Raw genomic sequence first — 24,399 nt, 5'->3', positions numbered from 1 at the left:
TCGAGTGATAAAATTACGTTAATTTAATAATTCTGCTTTGTGAACTCCGCTTCAAAATGGAGAACTTGGCAGAATGCGTCGATGGAGACATGCATGTTTGGATTTGTTTAAGAGAGCTGATGGTTGGTGTGAATCAGCACAATAAGAACATTGCGAATCACTCCTGAGCATTTCAACTGAACGATCTATCCAGTAAGTTGAAACGGTTAGCCTCGTTATAGGCTGTAGGTTTGTTGGAACTGAAGGTGGTATAGCGAGTGACTCGTCCTTTATAGGGGCGAGTTTTTTTATTTGAGCAACTTGCAAAATGTATTGCAAGAACCTCATATCGTTAATTGAAAAGTGAAATGCTTTTCCATTCTCCACCGGATGGGCGAGTCAATTAAAAATTTGGAGGGACAACAATGGAAAAGAACGTTTTAACACTGGAAAAAATCAAACAAGCACAAGAGAACCTAGATGGCATAATAGAACGAACACCAACCATCTACTCCGATGTCTTTAGTGGGGAATCTGGCAATGAAGTTTATATGAAAGCAGAAAACCTGCAAAAAACCGGTGCTTTTAAAATAAGGGGCGCTGGTCATAAGATAGCCTGTCTGAGTGATGAAGACAGGTCCAAAGGGCTTATCGCCAGTTCAGCAGGCAACCATGCCCAGGGCGTGGCACTGGCTTCGACTCTTTTTGGAGCTCCATCTACTATTGTCATGCCGCAAACCACCCCACTCATTAAGGTGGATTCCACACGCCGCTTTGGGGCTCAAGTGGTTCTTCATGGCACCTGCTATGATGATGCTTATGAAAAAGCCTTAGAACTTCAAAAGGAGCAAGATCTGGTCTTTGTCCACCCCTTTAATGATATTGATGTCATTGCCGGACAAGGCACCATTGCCCTTGAAATTCTAGAGGATCATCCTGATACGGACATACTCCTTGTCCCTGTTGGTGGCGGAGGGCTTATCAGTGGTATTGCTTACGCTGCAAAACAGATCAAGCCAGACATAAAGGTTTATGGTGTCGAGCCAGTAGGTGCACGGGCCATGAAACTTTCTCTTGAAAAAAACAAGCTCTTTGAACTAGACATTGTCAACACCATAGCGGAAGGGGTGGCTGTTAAAAAGCCTGGCGAACTTGCATTAGAAATCATCCCTAAGTACGTTGATGACATTCTCATTGTCAATGATTATGATATTATGGAAGCCTTCCTTCTCTTGTTAGAGAGACACAAGCTCATAGCAGAAGCCGCCGGTGTTTTGCCACTGGCTGGACTGAAAAAACTCAGTGTTAAAGGCAAGAAAGTTGTCTCTGTGATTAGTGGAGGAAATATTGACGTTGTTAATATTTCAGCTATGATCAACAAGGGACTTGTGTCACGCGGTCGAGTCTGTTGCTTCACTGTCGACCTACCCGACCAACCTGGTGAACTTTTAAAAATTTCTGAACTCCTTTACAGGACCAGCGCCAATGTGGTCAAACTTGACCACAACCAGTTTAAAACCCCAGACCGTTTCAAAAGGGTTATCCTAGAAGTGACCATTGAAACAAATGGACATGAACATTTAACATCCATCATGAACACCCTTGTTGGAGAAGGGTACGCCATCAAAAAAATTGTATAATCTTTAAAGGCCACATGTCCGTCAACAAGTCCATGACATGAAAAGTAAAAAGCCGCCAATGAAATCTAGTGCGATCTCATGGGCGGCTTTTAAATATGTATTTTTAATCTTCTTTTTCTTTAAAACCATTTGGTGTGTGCACCACCAAAATTTTAACGGTCTTACTTGTGAAATTGGCCCAGTTATGGACTTGGTTTGAGTCAAAGTGTGCACTGTCCCCAGGGTAGAGGTCATGGCGTTCGTTGTTAAGAATCAGAGTGAATACCCCTTCTAATACATAAACGAACTCTTCCCCGTCATGCTGGTTGACTGGAACGTCTTCATCTTCTGACATCGGCAGTATTTCAACAAGCTTGGGGATAATATTCATTTTACTGAGTTGATTGGATAAATGATAATGAATCAACTGATTGTTTTCCACTTGAAAGACTTCCCGTTCGTATGACTTTAAAATTTCACTGTTGTTTTTGCTTTTAATCGGAAAGAAATACGATAAGTCCACTTCAAGGGCCTTTGCAATTTTCTCTAGCGATGTGATTGCAAGGGCCGTTAGCCCTCTTTCAACCTGTGACAAGAAGCCAATTGACAAGCCTGTGGCTTCACTTAGGTCTTTGAGGGTCATTTTACTCCCCAGTCGTAATGCTTTTATATTTTCACCAATGCCTTGTTGCATTATCCCACCCCAATTCGTCTATTTATTTGAAAACCGCTCAATATATCATGCTTTATCAACTTTTTCATTTCAAACTTAACTTCAGGTATAGGCCATGCAGACTTATACGACGCTGAAATGGCTTCGATTCATATTTTACAAATTAATGATATAAAAAAGATATGACACTAACAGTCATACCTTTTTATATTATACTATTATTATGGTTTTTTTAAACCTGATTCGCCCACGAAATTTATATGAACAATCAGAATTGGCAGGGACACTAGAATAATGATAAGTCGAATTTCTTTGAAAGCGCTTCCAACATTTTAATCCCTGCAACGGAGTTGCCCTTACTGTCTAAGGACGGCCCAAAAACACCTATTCCCATTCTTTTTGGAACGGAACAAAGAATACCACCGCCAACACCAGACTTTGCCGGTATACCAACGTTCATAGCAAATTCTCCTGATGCATCATACATACCACATGTCATCATAAAGGTTTTAGAAACCCTTGCAAATCGCTTGGGAACAATAACTTCTCCGCTGATCGGATCTATACCATTGTTGGCAAGTGTCAAGGCTACATTTGCAATCCCTTGACATGTCATTTCTATGGAACATTGTCTGAAGTACAAATCTAATGTTTCTTCAACATTGTCTGAAATAATACCGAATTCCTTCATAAAATAGGCCATAGCTCGATTGCGATTGCCTGTTCTTTTTTCAGATAGGTAAACGCTTTCATTGAAGCCAACATATTGGCCGCCCGAAAGTTTTTTAAGAAGATCAATAATACGGTTTAGTCTGTGTTCCACATCTTCGCCTTTAATCATACCAGCGACTGCAATAGCCCCTGCATTAATCATAGGATTGTAAGGCGTATGATGGTCAAACGTCTCAAGTCGTATCATTGAATTAAATGGATCCCCAGTAGGCTCCATTCCCACCTTCTGAAATACTTTTTGCTCACCCTGATCCATCAGAGCCAACAGTAGAACAAGCGGCTTGGAAACACTTTGAATTGTAAATGGTACATCGTATTGTCCTGCGCAGAACATATCCCCATCAAGAGTTCTTACACAAATCCCAAGCTGATCACCATCAGCTTTGCCGAGTTCGGGAATATAATCAGCAACCTGTCCATGCGATGTCCAGTGTCTATTTTCTAGGATTAGATTTTCTAAATATGCTTGCATATACCTCTCCTCTTGACTTAGTGTCTATTAATAAATATATGTTATGAGACATGCAACGTCAACCGTTAATTCCTCTTGCCATCAAGCTTATTTTCTTATACAAATTCAAAAGAGCTTTTGCTCATTATAGAAACCATAGCTCATTACTTGATTTTTTTGAATGACTTTTCACTTATCTGAAGGTCTATAGCTAAAAACTGGTATAATTATTAATAAGACATACAGTTTATATTTGTCTGTGTCTATGCATTACGTACCATAGAAAGGGTTCACTATGTCCACTATACGAAAACTTTATGCGCTACTCACGGGTAAATTATATATTCCAGATGAAGCTCGTGCCTTAACCGGTAAAACATTATTACACTTGTCGGACACACCTCATATGATTTATGGAGATATCAAAAAACTTATTGAAACTGTGCAACCTGATTATATAATCCACACAGGTGACATGGTTGACAATGTCAAATTAGGGCTTTATCCTTTTCGGCTCAATGATTATAGAAAGAGCCTTAATAAGTTTGGTCGGCTAATCCATGCCTCTACTGGAGCCAAACTCTATATTGCCCTTGGAAACCATGATCATTTGGAAACCGTCAGACAGGTCTTTCCCAGTGCACAAATCTTAGTGGATCCAATTATTATAAACATTGAAGGGCATCAGATTCAGCTATCTCATTATGCACCACTTGACACTTCTCAACATGATAAGATTGCCCTTTCTCTTTTTGGTCATGATCTGTCTATGCACACTCAGATTTTAAATCACACAGCCTATTTAAATGGCATCGAACACATTAGCATCATAGAGCTCGATACATTGAATATCATACCAATAGAATATCCTGCCGGAACAAATGACAGTCGTCTGAGAAGAAACAAAATCGGAATGTAATCCGTTCACAGGAGGTCCCTATGTTAAAACTTGTACGAAGTGGTTATAAAACCTTGGTTTTTGAAGTGACACACCTTGAAAGTGCTATAGAATTTCTAAGGCGCACTTGCACTGTTACAGATGTATACAATCCATCCCCTAATGATGTCCACGCTCTGAATGATATTTTTGGACAAGCTTCAAACAAACATGTCATGGTCCACTTGGTCAGCAAGATGAAACCCATCCTTTCACACGAAGAGGTGGATGCCCTTGTCAAGATTGATGGTGAAATGTTCAAAGTCCTTATTGAGGTCATAAACAATGACACTGATAAACTCATTAAAAGTTCCCGTGTTGGGCCAGGTGTGGTCATAATGAAACTCATTGGAGATGAAGACAAGGTCATTGAAATGATTAAAAAAGACTTTGGCGCTGTTTCTGCCCCTGTCTTCGTTCAGCAGGCTGATCATTCTGATGGAACCATTATTTCTTTTACCAAGGGCAATATTACTAAACCTGTATCTGTTGAAGAAATGCACCCAGTTGCCCTACATACGCATATGAATTTTACGACGGTCCTTCAAACCCTAAGACTTCAGAATCTTAAATATTTAAATGCTGGCCTTCATAACGAAGACTGGTATGAATTAAAGATTAAGATATATGATGCCTATGGAAAATTCGAACTCCACTACAAACGCCTGGCGTATATTTTAGAAAAACTGGACGTTGGCTTAATCTTGGGTGAATCTTGGGGCACTGATGCCGCTACGATCTTCTTGTCCGTTGGCATTTACAAGGTCCGATTCTTCACATTCTACAACCCTATTCACATTAAGAAAATCCTTGTGGGACTTGAATTTTTAGACGATGGCACAAGGGTCGTCGACTACGATCTCTATTTGAAAAGACGAAAAATCCACTGGGACGCCCTTAGAGACAAGGAACATAAGACAAGGGAATCCCTGAGTCATATGTTTAGAATGGACATTTTATCCCAATTGACCGAAGAAGAAATTAACGAACTCCACTTAATGGAAAAGGAAATTCTTCAAACAAGGACTATGAGTCCGGATTAGACTCTCTAAAAACCGCTTGATTGAGCATACGCTTTGTTTGCTTCAAGCGGTTTTTCTATGTTTTTTACTTATCTTTGATTGCTTTTGTTTACTCTGCACTTAGCAATCTTTGATTGCTTAAGTCGCGACGCGCGCCATATAAGTGAAAAAGCAAACCCCCGAAGAAACGAATGAATTCTTTTCTTCGGGGGTTTGCTTTTTCACTTGCAATGCTTTACATTTCGCGCAAAAAGACCGGAGCAAGCTCCGGTCATTCTCGTTCAATATTAAGGGGTTTCCTTAATATCATTCAATGACAACAAAATCAGCAGGATGATTTGTTGAAGGGCATGCAGACTATTTTCAGATGTATCGGCAGGGGTGATCATCTGATTCCGTAGAATTTTAGCCGTCTGCAAAGCCAAAATTCTTTCGATTTTCTCTACTAGAGAAAAACTTAATGTATAATCCCACTGCAGGGGGTGCGTGGATAATACAGTGAATTCAAATCGGAAATTCTCTCCCCCGATCACTCGGTTGCTTTCCTTATTGAATTCATAACCATTTTAGCCCTTCCCCAAGGAATCGTCAATATTCCAGAAGAAAACCTTGACATGAAAACGTTTTCTTTGTAATTAGTATACAAACCCTTATCTTATATTGACTTCAATCGTATGTCTTTTCTGAAAATTCTACGTATTAAAACACCCCTAAATACAGGTCCTATGCGGATTGTAAAATAATGACCCATACTCACATATGTTGTACATTCTTAACAATTAGATATTATTAACAAGAGTCACTCTAATTTTGAAGGAAATTTGTTTATAAAATCTATTAATAGTGTGTATTTTTATATAGATGACATCAATAAGAACCATAAAAACACCAATTTCACATCAATTCAAGAACATCATAAAAAGATCTCCCTATCCATGATAGCGGAGACCTCTTTATGATGTTCTTGAATAGCACGACACCCTGTTACGTCCTGCTTTTTTTGCATGGTAGAGCATTTGATCGGCCCGCTCTACAATACCGCGGTCATGTTGTCCTGCTTCTGCAATACCTATGCTCACAGTTACTTTTATACGATCAACAAAAACCATATTTTCAATTGATCTTCTAATTTTCTCACTTAAGAAAAAAGCTTCTGCTTCGACCACACCTGGTAAAATGACAATAAACTCTTCACCACCATATCGTCCAATGATGCCTCGGCCATCTATCATATCTCTTAGCATGTTGGATATGCTAATAAGAATCTCATCACCAACCTTGTGTCCATGGGTGTCATTGATTTTCTTAAAGTAATCAATGTCCAACATAAGAACAGAATGTACAGTTCCTTCGGTCATATAGACCTCTGAAAGTTCTGAAAGCGTTAACTCAATTTGTCTGTGATTATATAAGTTTGTCATAGGATCCCTTAGAGAGATTTCCCTAAGCTCCTCTGTTTTTCTTTTATTTTCTTTTAGTAAAAATCGCAGTCTTGAATAACTTAGTATTTTTGCCATAAATATCGTTTCATTATAAGGCTTTACAATGAAGTCATCTGCTCCAAGACTCAACACTTGAGCAATTATCTCAGTATTTTCCAGAGAAGAAACTGCTAAAATAACCGCTTCAGTACACTTTTTTCTTATTTCAAATATGACTTCTTCGCCTGTCTTACCAGGCATAACTAAATCCACTAAGTATAAGTCAAACTTATCATTTTCTGCATCAAATTCATCAGGGTGACTGTAAAAACTCACATTGATAATACCATGCTTTTGAAACAGCTTTTGTAGGGCAAGCAGCTGCAGTTTATCATCATCAATGACTGCAAACTTCAACTGACGCATCTGCTCCCTATTATCGATTTCAGTGAGCATGCTTTCGAAATTTTTTCTAAGAATACTTCTTTCCTCATTAAACTGCAAGAAGTGGACATAACTCAAATCAAGGTATATCTGTCTGAGTTTAAGGCTATCTTGAATCGTAACAAGTACAATAGGCACACAACCTCTACATCTATTATTAAGCAACTTGACCTGTTCGCGAAGCGCCTTGTGGTCATCTTCTAAATTTACCCTGACCATGACCATTTTCGTGTTTATATCATTCAAATAAGGTATCAACTCATCCACTGTTTTAAACTGCACCAGTTCGAGCCCATACCTTTCAAGTTTCATTATAATCTCCGGCGAGACAAGATTTAATTCTCCCACATATAATACTGCATCCATTTTGCCACCTCGCGAAGCATCCCAATAACAGTATCAAGTTTATATCAAGCCCATTGGCTTGTAAAGTGCCATTCAGTTAATTTTGGAGGAGATTTAACTCTAAAATTGGTCATAAAAAAGGAAAGTTGACTATTTTTGTCAACTTTCCTTTTAATTTCATATTTTCTTTGCGATCAAGGCCATTATTTCCGATTTTTCCTCATAGCTTTTTCCAGACACATCACTGTAGTATTCCAAAATTTCTAATCCAGCTTCATGGAACTCACGCTTAATTTCATCAAGGGTAAAATACTTCAGCCAATTATAAACGTCTAACGTTTCATCCTCTTTAATAATGACATACTTATCAAGGCTGACCCTCTGAGCATCATAGTTAAAACACGTTTTGAATTCATGATAAGCTTCCTTGAACCAAAATCCATCTTCTTTTACAAAATTATAAGCATAGGATTCTGTTCTTTTTTCATACATCTTATCCGTGGCCACGTCTACTAAAATTTCCCCACCGTCTTTTAAACTTTGTCTCATTATAGACAGGAGTTTACTTCTTTGTGATGGACTTAGAACACAGTAGTCACAGAAAATCAAAGTGGCTAAGTCAAAATTCCCCTGTCCTTCATAATCCAGATAGTTCATATTTATATAGTTAATATTCAAGTTTTCTCTTTCAGCCTCTTGGAGGGCATGCTTAATAGAGTTTATTGATAAGTCTATACCAGTGACATTTGCGCCTGTTTTTGCAAAACGCTTTGTATAAAGACCTGGGCCACAGCCAAAGTCTATGACCGCTTTATCGCTATTCAATTCAAAGCGCTCTTTAATAAACTCGGCTGAAGCATCAATAAATCCTTGATTTCTAGAAGCAGCATCACCATCACCTAGATGATATTTTAACATCTGCTTCGACACATGTTCACCATTCCATAGTTTTTCAATGGTATAAAATTCAAATGTTTTTGGTTTTTCGATGATTTTATTGAGCTGATTGAACATATTGGTTCTCCCTTTTTTCTGTATTTCCTTTAAACATAATGACATCAGACTTATTCACTTCGTGAACAACCTCTTTCTTGCATGCGTTTGCATGGTCTATATATTCAAGCAACTTGGGTTCAATGTTGAATAACTCTTTTAAATCTTTATATTGACTTTCTGCAAGTGCAACTTTACGATCAATTTTTTGCCCTTTCTGAGCTCGAACCATAACATTTTTGGGTGTAGCATTCTCAGGAACATAATCAAATATTCTAGACTGATAACCATACATTTCAAGCACAAGGGCTCTCATAGAATCGGAGAGCATATCAGCAACTCTTTCTTTGTATACACCATGTCGGGTTATAGCACCCAATGGATGCTTTTTCATATGGCTCCGAACATGATGTTGGCAGCAGGACACTGTCATAATATAGTTTGCCTGCTCTACAAGGCCTTTTGCTATTGTCATATCTGTTGCCATATTACAAGCATGAAGACTATAAACAATATCAGGTTTTGTGTCTAAATTGACTTTAAAAATGTCTTCACAGATGAAGGTCATATTATTAAAGCCAAGTTTTTTAGCCGCCTGCCTTGACTGCTCGATCACATGTTCATTATAGTCAATACCAATGAAGCGAACATCTCGCCCCATTACATTTGTTAAGTAGTGGTTCGCAACAAACGATAGATAACTCCTACCACAAGCACAGTCAAGTAATACAAGGGTTCTTTTTGTAGACAGCCTTTTAACAGCTTTCTCAATGTGACTTATAAAGTCAAATATTTGTCTATGTTTTTTTAGTCTTTCTTTGTAGTGAAGGCCATTTGAACTTGAAAGGCCAATTTCAGTAAATATTGTTTCTATTTCATCTGTATTCATATTCAGATGTTTCATAATTCACATCTCCTCGGTATATGATGCCAGTACTTTTTAAGCATCAAAAAAAGCACGCCAAACGACAACGAATACAGAATTTTTAGCCACTATAAAACTACCAGTTAAAACCCACTAGATTTGCATGATAAACATACCACTAATAGATAACCACCGGTTCTTATTGACTATAAAATTCTGCTTCATAATAAATCGTTTCCGTACCACCTAAGTGAATTATGAACTTAAGACGTCGGATAGCATTCCACCTTTCAAACTATCTACATATATTTACTCGTATATTATATCATAATATTGGTAATTAGTCAATCTTCATACCACATCTTCATATCGGTATACATATCCATCTATCATTCCAGATATCTATATTATCCTTCAATATGAATAAGATTTCACTATTTTAATCTATTTTCATGTGAAAAGAAAATTGAATTCCCATTGCTAATGACTCATTTTCTCAAAGTTATATCCGAGTCTTCCCTTAGTCTTAATAATCAAAATCATTGCAAAAATTGCTGTAACAACACTTGATAAGATAAATAGTTTTGTGTCAAACACAGGAAACCCTGTACCTAATTGCCTAACATTTGTTAAAACAACTAATGTTGATACATTCATTGCACCATGAAATACATAGCCACTTATGAGTGCATTTCCATTAGTCTTATTATATATCCACGTCATAAATACCGAAAACGAAAGCTCAATTAAAATAAACCATGGATAGTAACTTAAGCCCCCCATAGCATACTGGGCTGATTCTGGATTAAGAAACTCTGGCAATAACCAGGCACCAAAAAATATGCCTAGAATCACAGTCGAGATAAGAGGGCTATATTTTTCTTGAAGTTCTGACAAGACATATCCTCTAAAGCCAACTTCTTCAAGAAATGCAGAAGATGCCCATGGTATCATGAAATACGCAGCGATTTTTAAAACCACCAAAGGATTATTTCTTAATAAGAACAATTCAGGAATGGTCCCACCAATGAGTCCATATACACCAACTGAAACAAATGCTAATATAAAAGGCAGCAAAATAGCTACTAAACACCAAATTAGGCTAAAGTTCCTCACATATCTCACAATAATCCTTTTCACTCCAAGGACTCCCTCGGTTGCAAAAGATGTAGTAATTGCAGCTATTAAAGGGGCTGCTATTATAAACTCACCCCAAAAGAACCAACTGCCCCATCCGATCACGATTGTTTGTATGAAAAATATCCATACACGATGTTCATAAATTATTTTTTTAATACTATTCATATATCCTTCTTTCATTTTACCTTTATAGTATGCATGCAAAATCCGTTATTTATATATCCTATCTTCCTAAAGCTAAGCCCCCCTTTTTACAATGCTCACACCTTATCCAAGTATCTTTCTCACTTTAGCGCTCCTCATAATGAGCGAAGTCAAAGCGCAACTGATCGCCAAACTAAAAGCAAACGTAATCATGCCTTTAAATAAAGGACTCATCTGCCATGAAACCATCGCCCATTGTATCCAAGAGGACACGGGGTAGTGCAGTATATATATACCATATCCGTTCTTGTTTAGCAGAGTCATCAGTGCATTTTGTTGATTGAAAAACCGACAAAACAGGTTTAAAAGACCTAGGGAAAAAGAAGCACATGACAAAATGAAATGAAATGGGTTTTCAAAACTCACTGTAAAAAACACAATCACTCCAAATACAATCCAGATCAACCACCGCCAAGACTTCTCATGGTTTTTCATTAGAAAAGATTTGTTTATTCCATAAGCCCCTGTCAATAAACCAGCAAGAAAATAAATTCCATAATGAAATATCCGTACTGCTTGAAAAGACAAAGCACCTATTCCAATCCATTCATAAGGGGAGTATTTGCTTAGCATTGGTATATAGGCCACAGCAGATGCTAGAATCAAAAGAGAAGTAAATACCCATTCATTTTCAAAAACTTTCTTGTGTCGGTCTCTTAGGGACACCTGTAAAGATGGCTTAAAAAAATATATGACAGTGCTTAAAATTGTAAAGAGCAACAGCATTCCCACAAACCAAAAGGGACCAGAGAGAAACTTAAAGTTTGCCAATTGAATCCAGTACTTTCCATAATCCAAAACTTGTATGTCCCGAATATGAGCTCTTTGAAGAACGGCTGGATAATACGCAAGTGGTACGAGTAATAAGACCCCCAGAACAAATGGAACACCCAGTTTCTTCACTCTTGAAATCAAATAATTCCGAGCGCCTTTACTCTGAATCGTATTCCAAAAGAACAGACCTGATATAAAGAACAACAGTGACATGAAATAGACATCATTGAGTCCTATAATTAAATCAAACAACTTTGTTTTCGTCGAATTTAAAACAGGGTTAAACAAGTTGGAAAGCGGAATGACATTTGCTATTAAGTAGCTATCTTCAAAGCTGAACAAGGTTGTATAGGCTAGCAGTGCATGATGTAGCACAACCATTACAATTACTACTGCTCTTAAATTTCCAATTGAGTGATAATATCTATTTTCATTTTCCATAAAGCCCCCCATTTTCTCATTGAATCTCATTAGATTTCATCAGTCATACCATGATACCGAGTTAAATATTTCTATCATTAGGTTTCGATCGATGTTCGTATCATTACATAAGAACGCAAACACCAGTTGCTTTTCAGGTATAATGGCTAAAATACTGCCATATCCAGGACCACCGCCTCCATGACCATAGACAACAAGATCGTTTATACGCCATGACTTAAAACCAAGTCCTGTTAAGGCTTCTTTGTGATCTCCATATTCATACCCCAAATCCGATAATTGTGTTTCTCCCAGCATTAAATCAAGTGTAGAAGCTTCTATTATTTGCTGGTCATTTATAAAGCCTCTATTGAGAACCAATTGTCCTAGTTTGGCCATATCTTCTGATGTTCCACTTAAACCGGTTGAAGGAGAATAATCTGTATACAGAGACTTAAAGTACATTCGATTCCCTTTATATGACTGAACGTACTCTTTGAAGAAGTCATCTCTTCCAAATATTTTTACCAAACCAGTTGTAATGCTAATAACAGCGTTTGATCCAATTGGCGTTTTGGATTCATCTTCTACAGATCTAGAAAAACCAGTTTCAAGCATCCCCATCGGTTGCAAGACCATTTCTTGGATGTAGCTTTCATAGGTTTTATTAGTAACGGACTCAATAATAGCCCCCAAAACAATATAGGCAGTATTGGTGTATTCAGAATCTGTTCCAGGCTCAAAAGAATGTTCACGGAAATCGCCCACTAATCTTGTATTTAAAAATTCCGTAACCGTTGGTCTATTGACCGGTGCCAAATGGATCCATTCTAATACTTCTGGCATCATTCTCCTAAAGCCTGCTTGATGATGAAGCAATTGTCTCACGGTTACCACAGCTGGTTCACCAGTCTCTAGGTATGAGTCAAACTCTGGCAAATAGGTTTTTATTGGTGCATCTAATTCAAGCACCTCATCTTCAACAAGTTTCATGATACCGACTGCTGTATAGAGCTTAGTGACTGACCACCAAGGATAAATTGCATCATTGGGTGTATTCTTTTGCTTATCAATATCCAAGTGACCAAAACTTTTGTTAAACAGTATTTCATCTTTACTGGCTACAGTAAGCGAGAGGGAAGGTGGAAAATTATCCTCAGTAAGACGGTTTAAATAATGTTCCAGTTCTTCAACTGAATCCACCTCTTTATTAGGTTCCAATTGTTTTGGTGCAAGGATTACAATAGCCATCAGACACATTAGAACAAATACCAGTAAGGCAATCAACTTTTTCTTTACTTTCATAACATGCTCCTCTTTTAATTCTATTAGCTTTCAAAAGAGAAACCTATTTACATTTCTCAAATTAAAAGTCTGAAAGGACTAGATAGTATAACCTATCTGGTTAATTGTTCTCAAATTTTACTGGTCAGTTGATTATAGTATTACGCCAAGGGATTTTTCTATGTTATTATAATCAATCCGTACTAACCAATTAGATGAAGGTATCCATTACAATTATTTTAATTTTTACGCTTATACAGTTTGTAAAACACTAAATAGGCAAACATAATCAGCAAAGTGCCAAGTGCAATACGACCAATAGAATGTCCAATATAAGGATATAATGTCTTGACTCCTCTTGTTGGGAGGTTTGTGTACATAATCCCTTGAGGATCGTCATACAACATTGTATCTATAATTTTTCCGTTAAAATCCTGAGAGTGAGAACACCCATTATATGCCGCTCTAACCACTGAAAATCCATTTTCAAAAGCTCTTGTTGTACAGTTTGGCTCCCAAGCATTCGGAAACTCATATGAAGAACTCAGCATAAGGTCTACATTATTTTGTCCTGCTTGAATCATATACTTAGCCATATCCATTTCTCGACAAACTGACACAGAAATTCTACCATAAGGCGTATCGGCAAATTGTAATACCTCAGGGCCTTTTTTAAAGACAGCCGTTTCTCCTATATCACCTATACCCAATAAGTACTTTTTAGAGTAATCAATAATATATTGCCCATTATTGTCTATTAACACTTGCTTATTCTCACCTTTGCCACCATCAACATAGTAGCCATAATTTATTGACAGATAGATGTCGTTCTCTACTGCAATTCTTGATAGTTCTTCTCTGAGGTCATTTTGCTTACTTTCGTTAATTAAAATTGCAAACTCTTGAGTGATAGCTATTTCAGCACCATTTCTCGAAGCCATTATCACTTTTTCTTCAATTGCATTCAATCTTTCTTGGTATGGTGACACAACTGCATTTTCCAGAATGCTTGCAATTGGGACAACATCTTCTTCTTCAAAAACTATAGCAGCAACCCTCACAGTTTCAGCAAAATGATCTTGAGTCATTGATATTTTTGCAAGTCCAAAAATATAAACTGATGCAATAACGATTCCAGCAAGTAATAATGCCCTTCTGGATTTCTTTTTTGACTCAGTATCTTCTTTCTTCCATAAGTCCCATAGATAATTTGATACCGACACGATCCAGGTCGTTAAAAATACAAATCCAAACACACCTAGCACAGACCAGATTTGTAGGAAAACTTGACTTCCAAATCCAAATTTAGCTGGCTGAACTGCACCTTCAAAAGGCCCTTCTATTGTCATCAAATAGAAAACTGCTGTTGTAATCACAGGAAAAATAAAAGTGGAGCGGAATTTATTATTTCCAAACTTCTTATACAGCTTCTTATCTAGCCAAAATGGAATGAAATACAATAGTGCTAGCAAACTGCTTCTTATTATATTGAAAAATAAGCTAGATGTATCAAACATTCCCCAAAGAGCAACGTTAATACTTACTAAAAAACCGGAGAAAATCAAGAGCGTGCTTGTTTTACTCTTACACGTCCGTGAAAATCTTAAAATCAAAATGAATGATAGAACGATTGTTACAGGTATGGTTGGTAAAATCCTACTCAATCTTGTAAATGTGAAAAAAACAAACCCTCCAAAGTACAATAGCCATGATTTATAATTCATAATGCCCCCTCCTTAAAAATACACAATGATCTTTTTTTGTACATTTTGAATTATAATTTAATAGAGTGATACCTTGATTACATATAGATTAGAATCTCATTAAAAAACAAGCTGTCTCTTAAATTTAAAGTAATCTTGAATTTCATATCTACCAATTCTCAGCTCAAGGAATTTACAAAAGGCTTTTATGAACAAATTGAGGTTTAGCAGCACTCACTTCCACCTTTTCATTACAACTTCAGATATTCTATTGTATCTTTGCTACAAGAATTGCATCCAACAAACCGAAATATCATGAATAAATGAACGTAATCAATCAACGGTTCATATAACACCTTACTTAACCAAGGCAATTGAATCACTGTAAGGTTCATATCCTATTTTCATATAAATACTGTTTGAGGTTGGATTTGATAAGTCCGTATATAAAGTTGCTACTCTGCCATCTTGGAGAACTTTCTTCGTAAGTTCTTCAACAATTTGACTTGCGTAACCATTGCCCCTAAGTTTTTTAGGTGTGTATACATAGTCTATTGATTCAGTTTTATTCAGCGCCCTTGCTCTTCCCGCCATAGATACGATTTGACCATCAACTTTAAGAAGATAAATTGATTGCTTTAGTACTTTCTCTTTGATTTTTTTCTTGTCTCTATTTTCGAAGGTGTGCCCCCGCCTAATTCTTCAATAAATCTTATATTCCAATCTATTAGAATATCAAGGTCTGCCTCTTCGGCCACTTTAACTTGACCTTTGCCACTTGAGATATTATTCACTGCAGTACACTGATATATTCTCTGGTTCATTTGTGTTTTAAGGTGCATTCCATTCACTTCATTGTAAACAGCATTGTATACATCACAATGTTCCTTTGACCCACTAATACCAGGATATTCAACATCATTCATATATTTGACAAGATCTCGATAGACATCTTTTTCAAGTGTGTTTGATGCAAGAATTAAGTTCAGTCCCGCCAGAACGCCCACTACGAATTGGTCGCCAATTTCAGATGCAATCATAAGTGTTACTATTGATTTTCTTTTTGAAATTCCCCAAATAAGTTCATACTTCACTTCATCACGCTTGAAAAAAGCCTCATACTTTTGCAAGAAATCCTCGTGCGTCTTATATACTTTTATCATATTGCACCTCCTAAATTATCCAATCATTAAGGGTTGAGCCATTACACTACAAGGTACTTTTCACATCATGAAATATCCCCTGCTTTACGAATGCCTATCTTCATAGCTTAGAATTCCAGCCACTGCTGAAAAAACAATGCCTGCAAATGGCCATATGATCCATGTAAGATGCCAGTCCATTGTGAAAACACTCCATGCCAAATACACACCTGTTATAAGAGGCCAATAAACTTGACTCAAACGCTTTGCTCTTTTAGTTCTTCTTTTGAGCGTCTGGAGATTTTCACCATCTAGGGTCATACGTCTGTAGGAGTCAATAATAATCAGCCCTTTAACAATTTGATATACACCGATTCCAATAAGGAAGATACTCACTGGCAAAACTGCATATAGTCTGTATAGTCTGAAATCACTTAGTGCAATATACAATAACGGAAAGGCGCTTGCTATAATCATACTGAGCCCTAAAATTAACTTGTTGACAGATTTGGATCTTTGAAGTCTTTCTCTATGTTTTACAGATTTAATTAATCTGGGAGATAAACTAAACTCTAAATTTTCCATATTTTGAATATCAACAGAACTCTTAAGATTCACTACAAAAAAAGCCACACCTGCAAAAGCCAATATGAGTAGAGGCACGAGCCCTATAAACAGTCCTTTTGTAAAAGCCATCTGACTTGTTCCAGACTCTATTAGATAGAGAATAATAAATAATGGTAATACAGAATAAATACAAAATACAGAACCTATGGCCGTGTTTCTTGCACTGATTTGTTTCATATGCAAATATGCATCCACTTCTTCTTCAGACAGTTTCTTATTAATGGGGTTCATACAAATTTTCCTTTCATTATGATATTGCACGAATAAATAAGTCATTAAGACGACGTAGACGCACTATGTCATTCATAACAGGGTCACCCTTCTTTCTAAGTTCATTCATGCCTGCTTTCACCACATGAAGAAAATCCTTAATCTCTTCATTGTTTAAATCCGAGTGAATAAAACCTTCTTCACGACCCTGGTCAAAAAGTTTTTTTGACATTCTATCAAGTTGTTCTTGGTGTCTCGCAGATAAAACATCCTGTATTAAGTCGCTTTGAAAGTAGAGAAAATTTATCCCCGCTTTTAAAGTAAATAAAAATACATCACTCTTTAAATCTGTTATTTCATTGAATTTCTCTATAAAAGAGGCTTGTTTGTTGAGTATTTTCTCACTCTCAACTATGCTTTTCTCAATAATTTCATTAAGAACTGTAACAATCAATTTTTCTTTGCTATCAAAGTGTTTATAAATAGTGGCCCGTGAAACCCCTGAATGATCTGCTATCATTTTTATAGATATATGCTCCACACTATGTAATCCGAGCAAGTGCAAAGTGCTTTTCTTAATTTTACTCTTTTTCAATTCGCTTCTCTTTTCATAAGGGTTCATTGTATCTCTCCCACTTCCAAATTCTAAATTTCTCCCAAAATGGGGGTGAGGTGAATACCAAACCAATACGCATATTTGATTTGCGCTCTAACGGTTGATATCCACCTCTACAAATTAAGAATGAAGAATTTGCTTACTCGTTGATAATGTTTATGATTCCTTGCGTGGCATCGACTTCAATGAGCTGACCATCTTTCAGTTCCTTCATGACATTGTCAATACCCGCTATACAAGGCTTGCCGTACTCTCTCGCTACTAAAGCACCATGCTGAAGCAATCCGCCAACCTCAAGAAGTATTGCTGATGCGTTTATGAATAGTGGCGTCCAGCCTGGATCCGTGGCTCTTGTTACAAGAATTTCTCCTTTTTCCAGCGGTTTCTCGTTCGGTTCACTTAAAACTTTGACACGGCCTTTGATGATACCAGGAGAAATTGATTGACCAACAAGTTGTCCTTCTTTAGCTTCCCTAGGTGGTAGTCTTAGTATTTTACCCCTTGAATCGATAAGTTTAGGGAACTCATGAACCTGATCAAGCTTTCTATAGTAGATCTTGTTGTTTTCTATCCAGTTCTCCACTTCAAATGATGATACTTTATTCAACTTAGAAACCTGTTCTAAGTTCAGCCAGAAAATATCCTTTGCTTGTTTCAATTCATCATTTCGCACTGCAAGTTCTGCCCGTTTTAAAAGCAGGGTACGCATAACCGCAAGACCTTTGGCATACCAATATTTTAGTGCTTCCCTTTTTCCACCAAGTACAACTAGAGTATTATATTGCTTTTTAAACTTTTTCAGCTTGGATCCTCTTAACTGGTTAACTATATCATTATAAGCTTGTTCTCTTAATCGCTTAGACTCTTCATAAACTTTTAAAGGACTGTAATCTCCATCTAAATCAGACATACTCTTGACTTGATCGAACAAGATCTCTTGGTTTTCCGACGGTCTCTCCACAGCGATATCTAGCTCGTTATTGGCTCTAAAACCATATACTTCAACAAACTTATTCCATTGCTTTGTAACTTGTCCGCTAAGTTTTCCAGATTTCAGTTTTAATGAAAATGTTGCATAATTATTGTCTTTAATCTCTGCAAGCTGGGACAATTTGTACATGCCTAGACCCATATCGATGGTTACATTGTCTGGAAGTGATCTCTGTAGAATTGACATTTTTTCCTCATAGTTGTCTATTTCACTCTTAAGGATTTTTTCAATCTTCTTACGTGCTATTTCAGCTGCATATGTCATCGGAAGCATTTTTTCAAATAGATCATTGAAATCATGAGAAATCTCTTCAAATGTCTTAATCAAATCAATTTGATTCACGTTTAGTTTTTCAACACTTTTGAGATAAACATCATATTCATCTTCAAATGGCTGGTACCATTCTTTATAACTTTCTGGATTTTTAGCTGCTTTTAGAACACGCTTAATTGTGCCCATACCATTTTTATGGCACCCCATTTTAAACCCTTAATATCTTCTGGGGTTTTCTTCGGTGTGTACTTCGTTACATCAAGACTTTCAATTAATTCAGCTGTCCCTGCATCAGACATTTTCCATGCATTCACCACACCTTTTTTTCCTTGCATTTTCAGGGATGACGATGCATTCAAATACATTCTTCCACCGCTCGTTCCAGCCAGTCCAACTTTTAAATTCTTGGTGCAGTCTTTTCCAAATGTTCTCGTCATCATAATGGATTGAGAACGACCGAGTATATCGCAGCCCATATATGATATTGGAACATTTATACCTTGTTTTGTAAGACTTCCATCCAAATATAGAATAGGGTCCTCTTCTGGCTTTGTTTGGAGCTCTTCTGGAAGCGGAATATAAGTTGTTATAGGTCTAGACTGAAGAATATATAATTGATTTTCACTGAAAGCCCATTCAATATCCACTGGATGATTGTAAAAGGCCTCGATTTTCTTGAGTTCTTTTAACAATTCAATGGCTTGGTCATCAGTGATTGCAAAATTACTATTCTTGGCGTTTACAGTTTCTGTACCACCATCTTTTAATAAGACTATAGACTTGTCTTTCTTCCCTAACTTCTTGTCTACAATTTTTTCGTTCACTTTGTCCAGTACGATCTCATCAGGTGTTACCATACCCGATACAACACTTTCCCCTAAACCTGTATTTGCATTTATAACAGCTTCATCATAGAAGTTATTGAGGGGATTTAAGGAAAATGCCACTCCCGAAACCTCTGAATTAATCTGTTTTTGAATAATAACAGCTATTCGAATTAAGCCTGTGTCAAAACCATTTTGATGCTTGTAGAAGAAAACCCTCTCATCCAGGCATGATATAAATGCTTCTTTGATCGCCTTTTTCATATTTTTTGGTTTCACGCCAAGGATTGTTTCATATCCACCAGCAAATGATGCGCCTGATAGATCTTCTTCAGGTGATGATGATCTTACTGCAAACATAGTTGAATCCTTAAACCGATTCGTTATTGATTCAATCACTTTTATTTGCTCATCATTGAAAGATAAGCCTTCTGCATGCTTCTTTAGTGCAGTCGCTAATTCACTAAATTTTTCAGGATTACTGGCATTTGTTTTAAAAGTCTCTAAACTTCTTAATTCATTCAGCCAGCCATTGAAAAATTCAACTGTTAGAACCGCCCCCTCAGGAACATTAAATCCGGCATTGGTCAGCTTAATTAAAGAATGAGCTTTCCCGCCTACTGTTTGAATACTCGGTATTTTTTTCGAATCAAAATTATAATACATTTTTTCTCCTCCTTTAATTAGCCACCTATCATAGTTTAATAATATATACATTTTAAACATTTGTCAACTGTTTTGTATATTTTGTTTTCAGTGTAAATTCAGAGTCAACTTATCTGGCATGTAAAACCTTGTCGATTAGAGGGTTTCATACCTAGACCACAATTATCTCACCTTCTATTATTTCTTTAGGTCATGTTGCTTTTGTAACTATGGTTCATAAATATTCATGTCCTATAATGAAAAAATCACCGCATGAAGCAAAGCAATATTTTATCTGTGCCTAGCCTGCGATGATTTATCAATTGAATTTATAATTAATTAATTCAGGCGCTTGAATGATATTTTGCAAGTCGCTCAATTGATTAATTAATGTATTTCGAGAATTTGTCTGGATACCACATGAATTTTACAAAACAAACGAATTTTTTTATTGATTGTCATTAAATTAGTGCTTTGACTTGTTCCATTCAAATCGCGTATTTGATCTATATATGAGCGTAACTCTTCCTCTAACTGTTCTACCAATAAACTTTTACTGCTTTTATGGCATATAGTCAGTGCTTTTGTTGATAAGTCACGAGCTAGTTTCTCCGCCTCTTCCAATGACGTTTGTGGCGAATCACTCAATCTGAAATCCCAAAATGTGTTTCTTTCATTGTAAATTGAAATGGCTAAATCAGGAGACATCGGTGCCATGCCACGTTTGGCAGGACCTGTACAGACCGAGAATAGGCCTTCAGCAGGTTTCATAACAGTTACAATCGCATTGGATGCATGAGCCGAAGACACACGTCCCCATTCACCTGTTTTTTTATAATCTCTTTTGGCCTGATCAAATGGTTTCTTAGGCATAGTGCCTCCGGTTCTAAAAATATCTTTTACAACATTTTCATTAATACGGCCATGTGCCTCCTTGGCTTTCTCATTCAAGAAAACATTTCTATTATAGCTGTTCCAGTATGTGAACATCATGCCTTTTGACATTAATTCTTGCATATCCAGCCGACCAGTGAACCACTTGAACAACATTCCAATAGATTTGCTCATTCCCTGAGGCGCTTTTGGTCGCCAGCCACCAATTTCATCCCAGATAATTTCCTTCTCTATTTTCTTCATCCACTCAGATTGATCAGCGCCGGGGTGCATGGCACTATTATTTGAAAATAGATAGTCTTTTTCTCCAAGGATACCTGGCTTTCGAACGCATACAGGATCAATTCTTGATTCAATAACATACCCCGACTGATTGTCTACATAAAATCCACCAACGGTGGCCTGGTCGCCATATCCAACATCTCCGACCGGACATGACATTTCAAACTCAAATGATTCTTTAGTAGAAGAATGATTCATTAAATTATGAATAACTGATGCACCTCTTCTTAGCCCATACCCCCATGACGATCTTGGTTCTAAAAGTTTTGGTCCACCTCCGTGATGGGCATAAGCCAGCCCCTTATCATTCATACCTGGATGACCGAAAAACCAATTCGGACCGACTGTTGGAAGCGTCCCGGTGGCTTCAAAGGTTGTAAAAACAAGTGCATTTCCATCCACTGGATACATTGCAATAACCAGTTGATAGCTCATATCGTGATCACCTGATGATACAACAACCAAATTGCCATCATCTGTTGCTGTATTCCATGCAGCCAATGACGCACATGCCAGTGGTGGTAGCTCTGGTATGCCAGATTCTGCATTCAGATAAGACTGTGTCGGTGATTTATGACCTGTCCATAAGTTCAGTACATGTACATAATCTAGGTCAATGCCTAACTCTTTAGACCTTTCAGACCATCCCTCAGCAAATTCAATAATTTCTGGAGTATACTCTCGGTGAACTTGTTCCCATTTACCAATGACATTCAACTCATCATCTGTGAATGATTTTTTATGCCTTTTAAGTATCCAGTCCCCGTATATTTCAATAAGTTGATCGCAGTACTGGGCACCCATTTCCCGGTTTGTCCCCTGAAGAATTACAATCGGTGTGATCTCAGGAACAAGAGGGACATGACCATAGTATTTAAGTTCGCCATCTTTATCATTAAGAAGTGGCTCATTATAGTCTGTAAGGGGCGTTCCTTTAGTTAAATGTCCATATAGAGAATTTGCAATATCTATAGAAGTTTTAAAATCATCAAAGGCCCTTTTCCAGTCGTGCTTATTCTTTGACTTAATGGCAGTCGTTGCGTTCCATTTTCCGGAGTATAAATAAATCATTCCATGATTAAACATTGTCATACACTCAAAATATGCTTTTGAATGAACATTCATTTTAGCTAGTTCAATATTGCATAAAGTTAGTTGCGTTCTAGCTTTATCCCGCATAGGATATATTTTAAATGCTCTGTGGTTTTCTTTATAGAATTTTATGAACTCGAGAAACCCTACTTTGTTTTTTGACATGTACGCCTCCAAAACTCTATTAGTGAACAGGTTCTAATGGGTGTTATCTACAAAGCATTTACCGCCCTTAAACACCTTGGCAATTTTCGATATTGCACCTATATCCTCTAAGGGATTTTCAGTAAGAAGGACCATATCGGCCATTTTGCCAGGTTCTATACTGCCATACTTCTTGTCAAGACCCAGTATTTCCATATTTGTAATAGTTGCTGACCTTAAGATTTCTGGTAAATCCATTCCATAACGTTTATAGGCTTCAAACTCGACGGCCAAATTGCCCGAAAAGGTCATTCCCGTTCCGCCATCAGTCCCCATACCTATTTTGACACCGGCTTTTATAAAATTAGAAAAACTCTCAGCAGCATATTTAGAAAATCCCTGTACACGTTTGGGATATATTTCTCCTATCCCTGGCATTTTTCGCTTATGCTTTTCGTCCCAGATAAAATTGTAGAATGCTTCAAAAGATGGCCTTATCTGTTCAATAGTGGCTTCATTTATCATCGGTTTTATTTTTTCATCTAACATTTTTCTATAAAACTGAAATTCAGAACTCTTCTGATACCCTTCATTTGCAAAATTATAGGCCAGATAGCACCCTATCGTTGTCGTTGGAATTATTGCCACATTGTTTTTCGCCATAGCTTTTGCATCTTCATATGTGTAAGCGCCATCTACTGTTAAATGTGCAATGGATGTCACACCGCTTCTCAAGGACCTTCGTGCACCTTTTAGAAACATGGCGTGTGTCTCTACGGGTTTCCCAGTACTTTTTGCTTTAGTGACAATAGCTTTCAGTTCTTCATCTGAAAACATATTATAGGCTTGTTCCTTTTTTCCCCCATATAGTGGCTTTTCTTCTGTATACACTTTTATGTTCTTAGTATTATACTTCGCTGCGTCTTCAAAATGTTTATTAACATCTTCGTCTGATTCAATGACATTAACCAACTTGCCACCAAATATCATTTCTGCTAACTTATTCATTATTTTCCCTACATCCCACATACCGCCTTTGGGTGTCATGACCTCGTAACTTGGAAAAATTGTGGGACCCATAATATGCCCTGATTCAATGTCTTCAATGAGTTGACTAACCATATCGTATGCGCCACCACTATCTCTGACAAATGTACATCCATTTTTCAAAGCATACTCGCAATTCAGTTTTCTTTGCCCATCAAAATAATGCAAGTAGCTGAGTTTCATATTGTATTCAGACACCAGACTTAAATGACAATGTAAATCCGATAAACCTGGAATTAAGTAATATCCCTTACCATCTATAATGCCTTTGACATCCGTTTGATGTTTTACAGTCTCAACTCTATCTGGAGTCAATAGGTCAAGTATGGTGTCACCGTCAATCCAAACTGCTGTTGCATCGCAAACTCGACCTTTTTTTACATCTATAATTTTCACATTGTTTAGTATCCATGCTTCTTTATTCCCAAGTTTCCAGTTCAAGTTTTGCTGAGATTTGTAATCAAAATCTTTGAGGTGACCAGCTGCAATATCTCCCAGTTTCTGACCAAATTTTGCAAGTCCTGTTTTCTTCATAGTCCAACCTCCTTCTCTAATCATTTCCACTTGCATTTTAGGCTAGGGCTGTTACTTCAAATGTTTCATTCT

At 37.1% G+C, this 24,399-nt stretch carries 21 protein-coding genes and 1 other annotated feature; of the genes, 3 read left to right on the top strand and 18 right to left on the bottom strand.

Annotated features, from left to right (window positions below; genetic code table 11):
* The first annotated feature begins 69 nt into the window (after nt 1-69).
* Nucleotides 70-273: a binding site (T-box leader), on the top strand.
* Between the two features lie 131 nt (nt 274-404).
* A complete protein-coding gene (gene ilvA / locus ACQ4KW_RS07750) occupies nt 405-1,619 on the top strand; it encodes a threonine ammonia-lyase (protein WP_430885957.1) in 1,215 nt (404 codons plus the stop codon).
* A 103-nt stretch (nt 1,620-1,722) separates the two neighbouring features.
* Here the strand turns inward: ilvA and ACQ4KW_RS07745 are convergent, their stop codons facing one another.
* Nucleotides 1,723-2,292, bottom strand: coding sequence for a helix-turn-helix domain-containing protein (locus ACQ4KW_RS07745; protein WP_430885956.1), 570 nt, complete (start codon nt 2,290-2,292; stop codon nt 1,723-1,725).
* A 265-nt stretch (nt 2,293-2,557) separates the two neighbouring features.
* Nucleotides 2,558-3,475: a glutaminase A gene (gene glsA / locus ACQ4KW_RS07740; protein WP_430885955.1), complete on the bottom strand. Its 918-nt coding sequence runs from the start codon at nt 3,473-3,475 to the stop codon at nt 2,558-2,560.
* Nucleotides 3,476-3,749: 274 nt separating this feature from the next.
* Between glsA and ACQ4KW_RS07735 the strand changes: the two genes are divergently transcribed.
* Nucleotides 3,750-4,373, top strand: coding sequence for a metallophosphoesterase (locus ACQ4KW_RS07735; RefSeq protein ID WP_430885954.1), 624 nt, complete (start codon nt 3,750-3,752; stop codon nt 4,371-4,373).
* A gap of 20 nt (nt 4,374-4,393) precedes the next feature.
* Nucleotides 4,394-5,434, top strand: a complete 1,041-nt coding sequence (locus ACQ4KW_RS07730) for a hypothetical protein (RefSeq protein WP_430885953.1) — start codon at nt 4,394-4,396, stop codon at nt 5,432-5,434.
* 266 nt (nt 5,435-5,700) lie between these two features.
* Here ACQ4KW_RS07730 and ACQ4KW_RS07725 read toward each other — a convergent pair whose 3' ends face one another.
* The 16 genes from ACQ4KW_RS07725 to ACQ4KW_RS07650 form a co-directional block, all read right to left on the bottom strand.
* Complete coding sequence (locus tag ACQ4KW_RS07725) at nt 5,701-5,946, bottom strand: hypothetical protein (protein WP_430885952.1); 246 nt, start codon at nt 5,944-5,946, stop codon at nt 5,701-5,703.
* A gap of 420 nt (nt 5,947-6,366) precedes the next feature.
* Nucleotides 6,367-7,644 (bottom strand): diguanylate cyclase, encoded by a 1,278-nt coding sequence (locus ACQ4KW_RS07720; RefSeq protein WP_430885951.1) that lies wholly within the window; start codon nt 7,642-7,644, stop codon nt 6,367-6,369.
* Between the two features lie 156 nt (nt 7,645-7,800).
* On the bottom strand, nt 7,801-8,637 hold the full coding sequence (locus tag ACQ4KW_RS07715) for a class I SAM-dependent methyltransferase (RefSeq protein ID WP_430885950.1): 837 nt from the start codon (nt 8,635-8,637) through the stop codon (nt 7,801-7,803).
* Complete coding sequence (locus ACQ4KW_RS07710; protein WP_430885949.1) at nt 8,618-9,520, bottom strand: class I SAM-dependent methyltransferase; 903 nt, start codon at nt 9,518-9,520, stop codon at nt 8,618-8,620. The genes ACQ4KW_RS07715 and ACQ4KW_RS07710 overlap by 20 nt, the downstream gene beginning before the upstream one ends.
* A gap of 441 nt (nt 9,521-9,961) precedes the next feature.
* A complete protein-coding gene (locus ACQ4KW_RS07705; protein ID WP_430885948.1) occupies nt 9,962-10,801 on the bottom strand; it encodes a lysostaphin resistance A-like protein in 840 nt (279 codons plus the stop codon).
* A gap of 87 nt (nt 10,802-10,888) precedes the next feature.
* Nucleotides 10,889-12,040: an acyltransferase family protein gene (locus tag ACQ4KW_RS07700; RefSeq protein ID WP_430885947.1), complete on the bottom strand. Its 1,152-nt coding sequence runs from the start codon at nt 12,038-12,040 to the stop codon at nt 10,889-10,891.
* A gap of 39 nt (nt 12,041-12,079) precedes the next feature.
* Nucleotides 12,080-13,324: a serine hydrolase domain-containing protein gene (locus ACQ4KW_RS07695; protein WP_430885946.1), complete on the bottom strand. Its 1,245-nt coding sequence runs from the start codon at nt 13,322-13,324 to the stop codon at nt 12,080-12,082.
* 218 nt (nt 13,325-13,542) lie between these two features.
* Nucleotides 13,543-15,027, bottom strand: a complete 1,485-nt coding sequence (locus ACQ4KW_RS07690) for a nitrilase-related carbon-nitrogen hydrolase (RefSeq protein ID WP_430885945.1) — start codon at nt 15,025-15,027, stop codon at nt 13,543-13,545.
* A 336-nt stretch (nt 15,028-15,363) separates the two neighbouring features.
* A complete protein-coding gene (locus ACQ4KW_RS07685) occupies nt 15,364-15,636 on the bottom strand; it encodes a GNAT family N-acetyltransferase (protein WP_430886552.1) in 273 nt (90 codons plus the stop codon).
* Nucleotides 15,637-15,644: 8 nt separating this feature from the next.
* The gene (locus ACQ4KW_RS07680) at nt 15,645-16,169 is read right to left on the bottom strand and encodes a hypothetical protein (RefSeq protein ID WP_430885944.1); all 525 of its coding nucleotides are present in this window, start codon (nt 16,167-16,169) and stop codon (nt 15,645-15,647) included.
* An 84-nt stretch (nt 16,170-16,253) separates the two neighbouring features.
* The gene (locus ACQ4KW_RS07675) at nt 16,254-17,006 is read right to left on the bottom strand and encodes a hypothetical protein (RefSeq protein WP_430885943.1); all 753 of its coding nucleotides are present in this window, start codon (nt 17,004-17,006) and stop codon (nt 16,254-16,256) included.
* A 16-nt stretch (nt 17,007-17,022) separates the two neighbouring features.
* Nucleotides 17,023-17,607 (bottom strand): TetR/AcrR family transcriptional regulator, encoded by a 585-nt coding sequence (locus ACQ4KW_RS07670; RefSeq protein ID WP_430885942.1) that lies wholly within the window; start codon nt 17,605-17,607, stop codon nt 17,023-17,025.
* A 133-nt stretch (nt 17,608-17,740) separates the two neighbouring features.
* On the bottom strand, nt 17,741-19,051 hold the full coding sequence (locus ACQ4KW_RS07665) for a PEP-utilizing enzyme (protein ID WP_430885941.1): 1,311 nt from the start codon (nt 19,049-19,051) through the stop codon (nt 17,741-17,743).
* On the bottom strand, nt 19,027-20,355 hold the full coding sequence (locus ACQ4KW_RS07660; RefSeq protein WP_430885940.1) for a PEP/pyruvate-binding domain-containing protein: 1,329 nt from the start codon (nt 20,353-20,355) through the stop codon (nt 19,027-19,029). Before ACQ4KW_RS07660 ends, ACQ4KW_RS07665 begins: the two co-directional genes overlap by 25 nt.
* A 366-nt stretch (nt 20,356-20,721) precedes the next feature.
* A complete protein-coding gene (locus ACQ4KW_RS07655) occupies nt 20,722-22,767 on the bottom strand; it encodes a hypothetical protein (protein ID WP_430885939.1) in 2,046 nt (681 codons plus the stop codon).
* A gap of 33 nt (nt 22,768-22,800) precedes the next feature.
* Entirely contained in the window at nt 22,801-24,327 is a 1,527-nt protein-coding gene (locus ACQ4KW_RS07650; RefSeq protein WP_430885938.1) for an amidohydrolase family protein, read from the bottom strand.
* Nucleotides 24,328-24,399 lie beyond the last annotated feature (72 nt).

This window comes from Tianxiuia mixotrophica, from assembly GCF_050596425.1.
Lineage (GTDB): Bacteria > Bacillota > Clostridia > Peptostreptococcales > Acidaminobacteraceae.
This window is presented reverse-complemented; position numbering and strand designations above follow the sequence as displayed.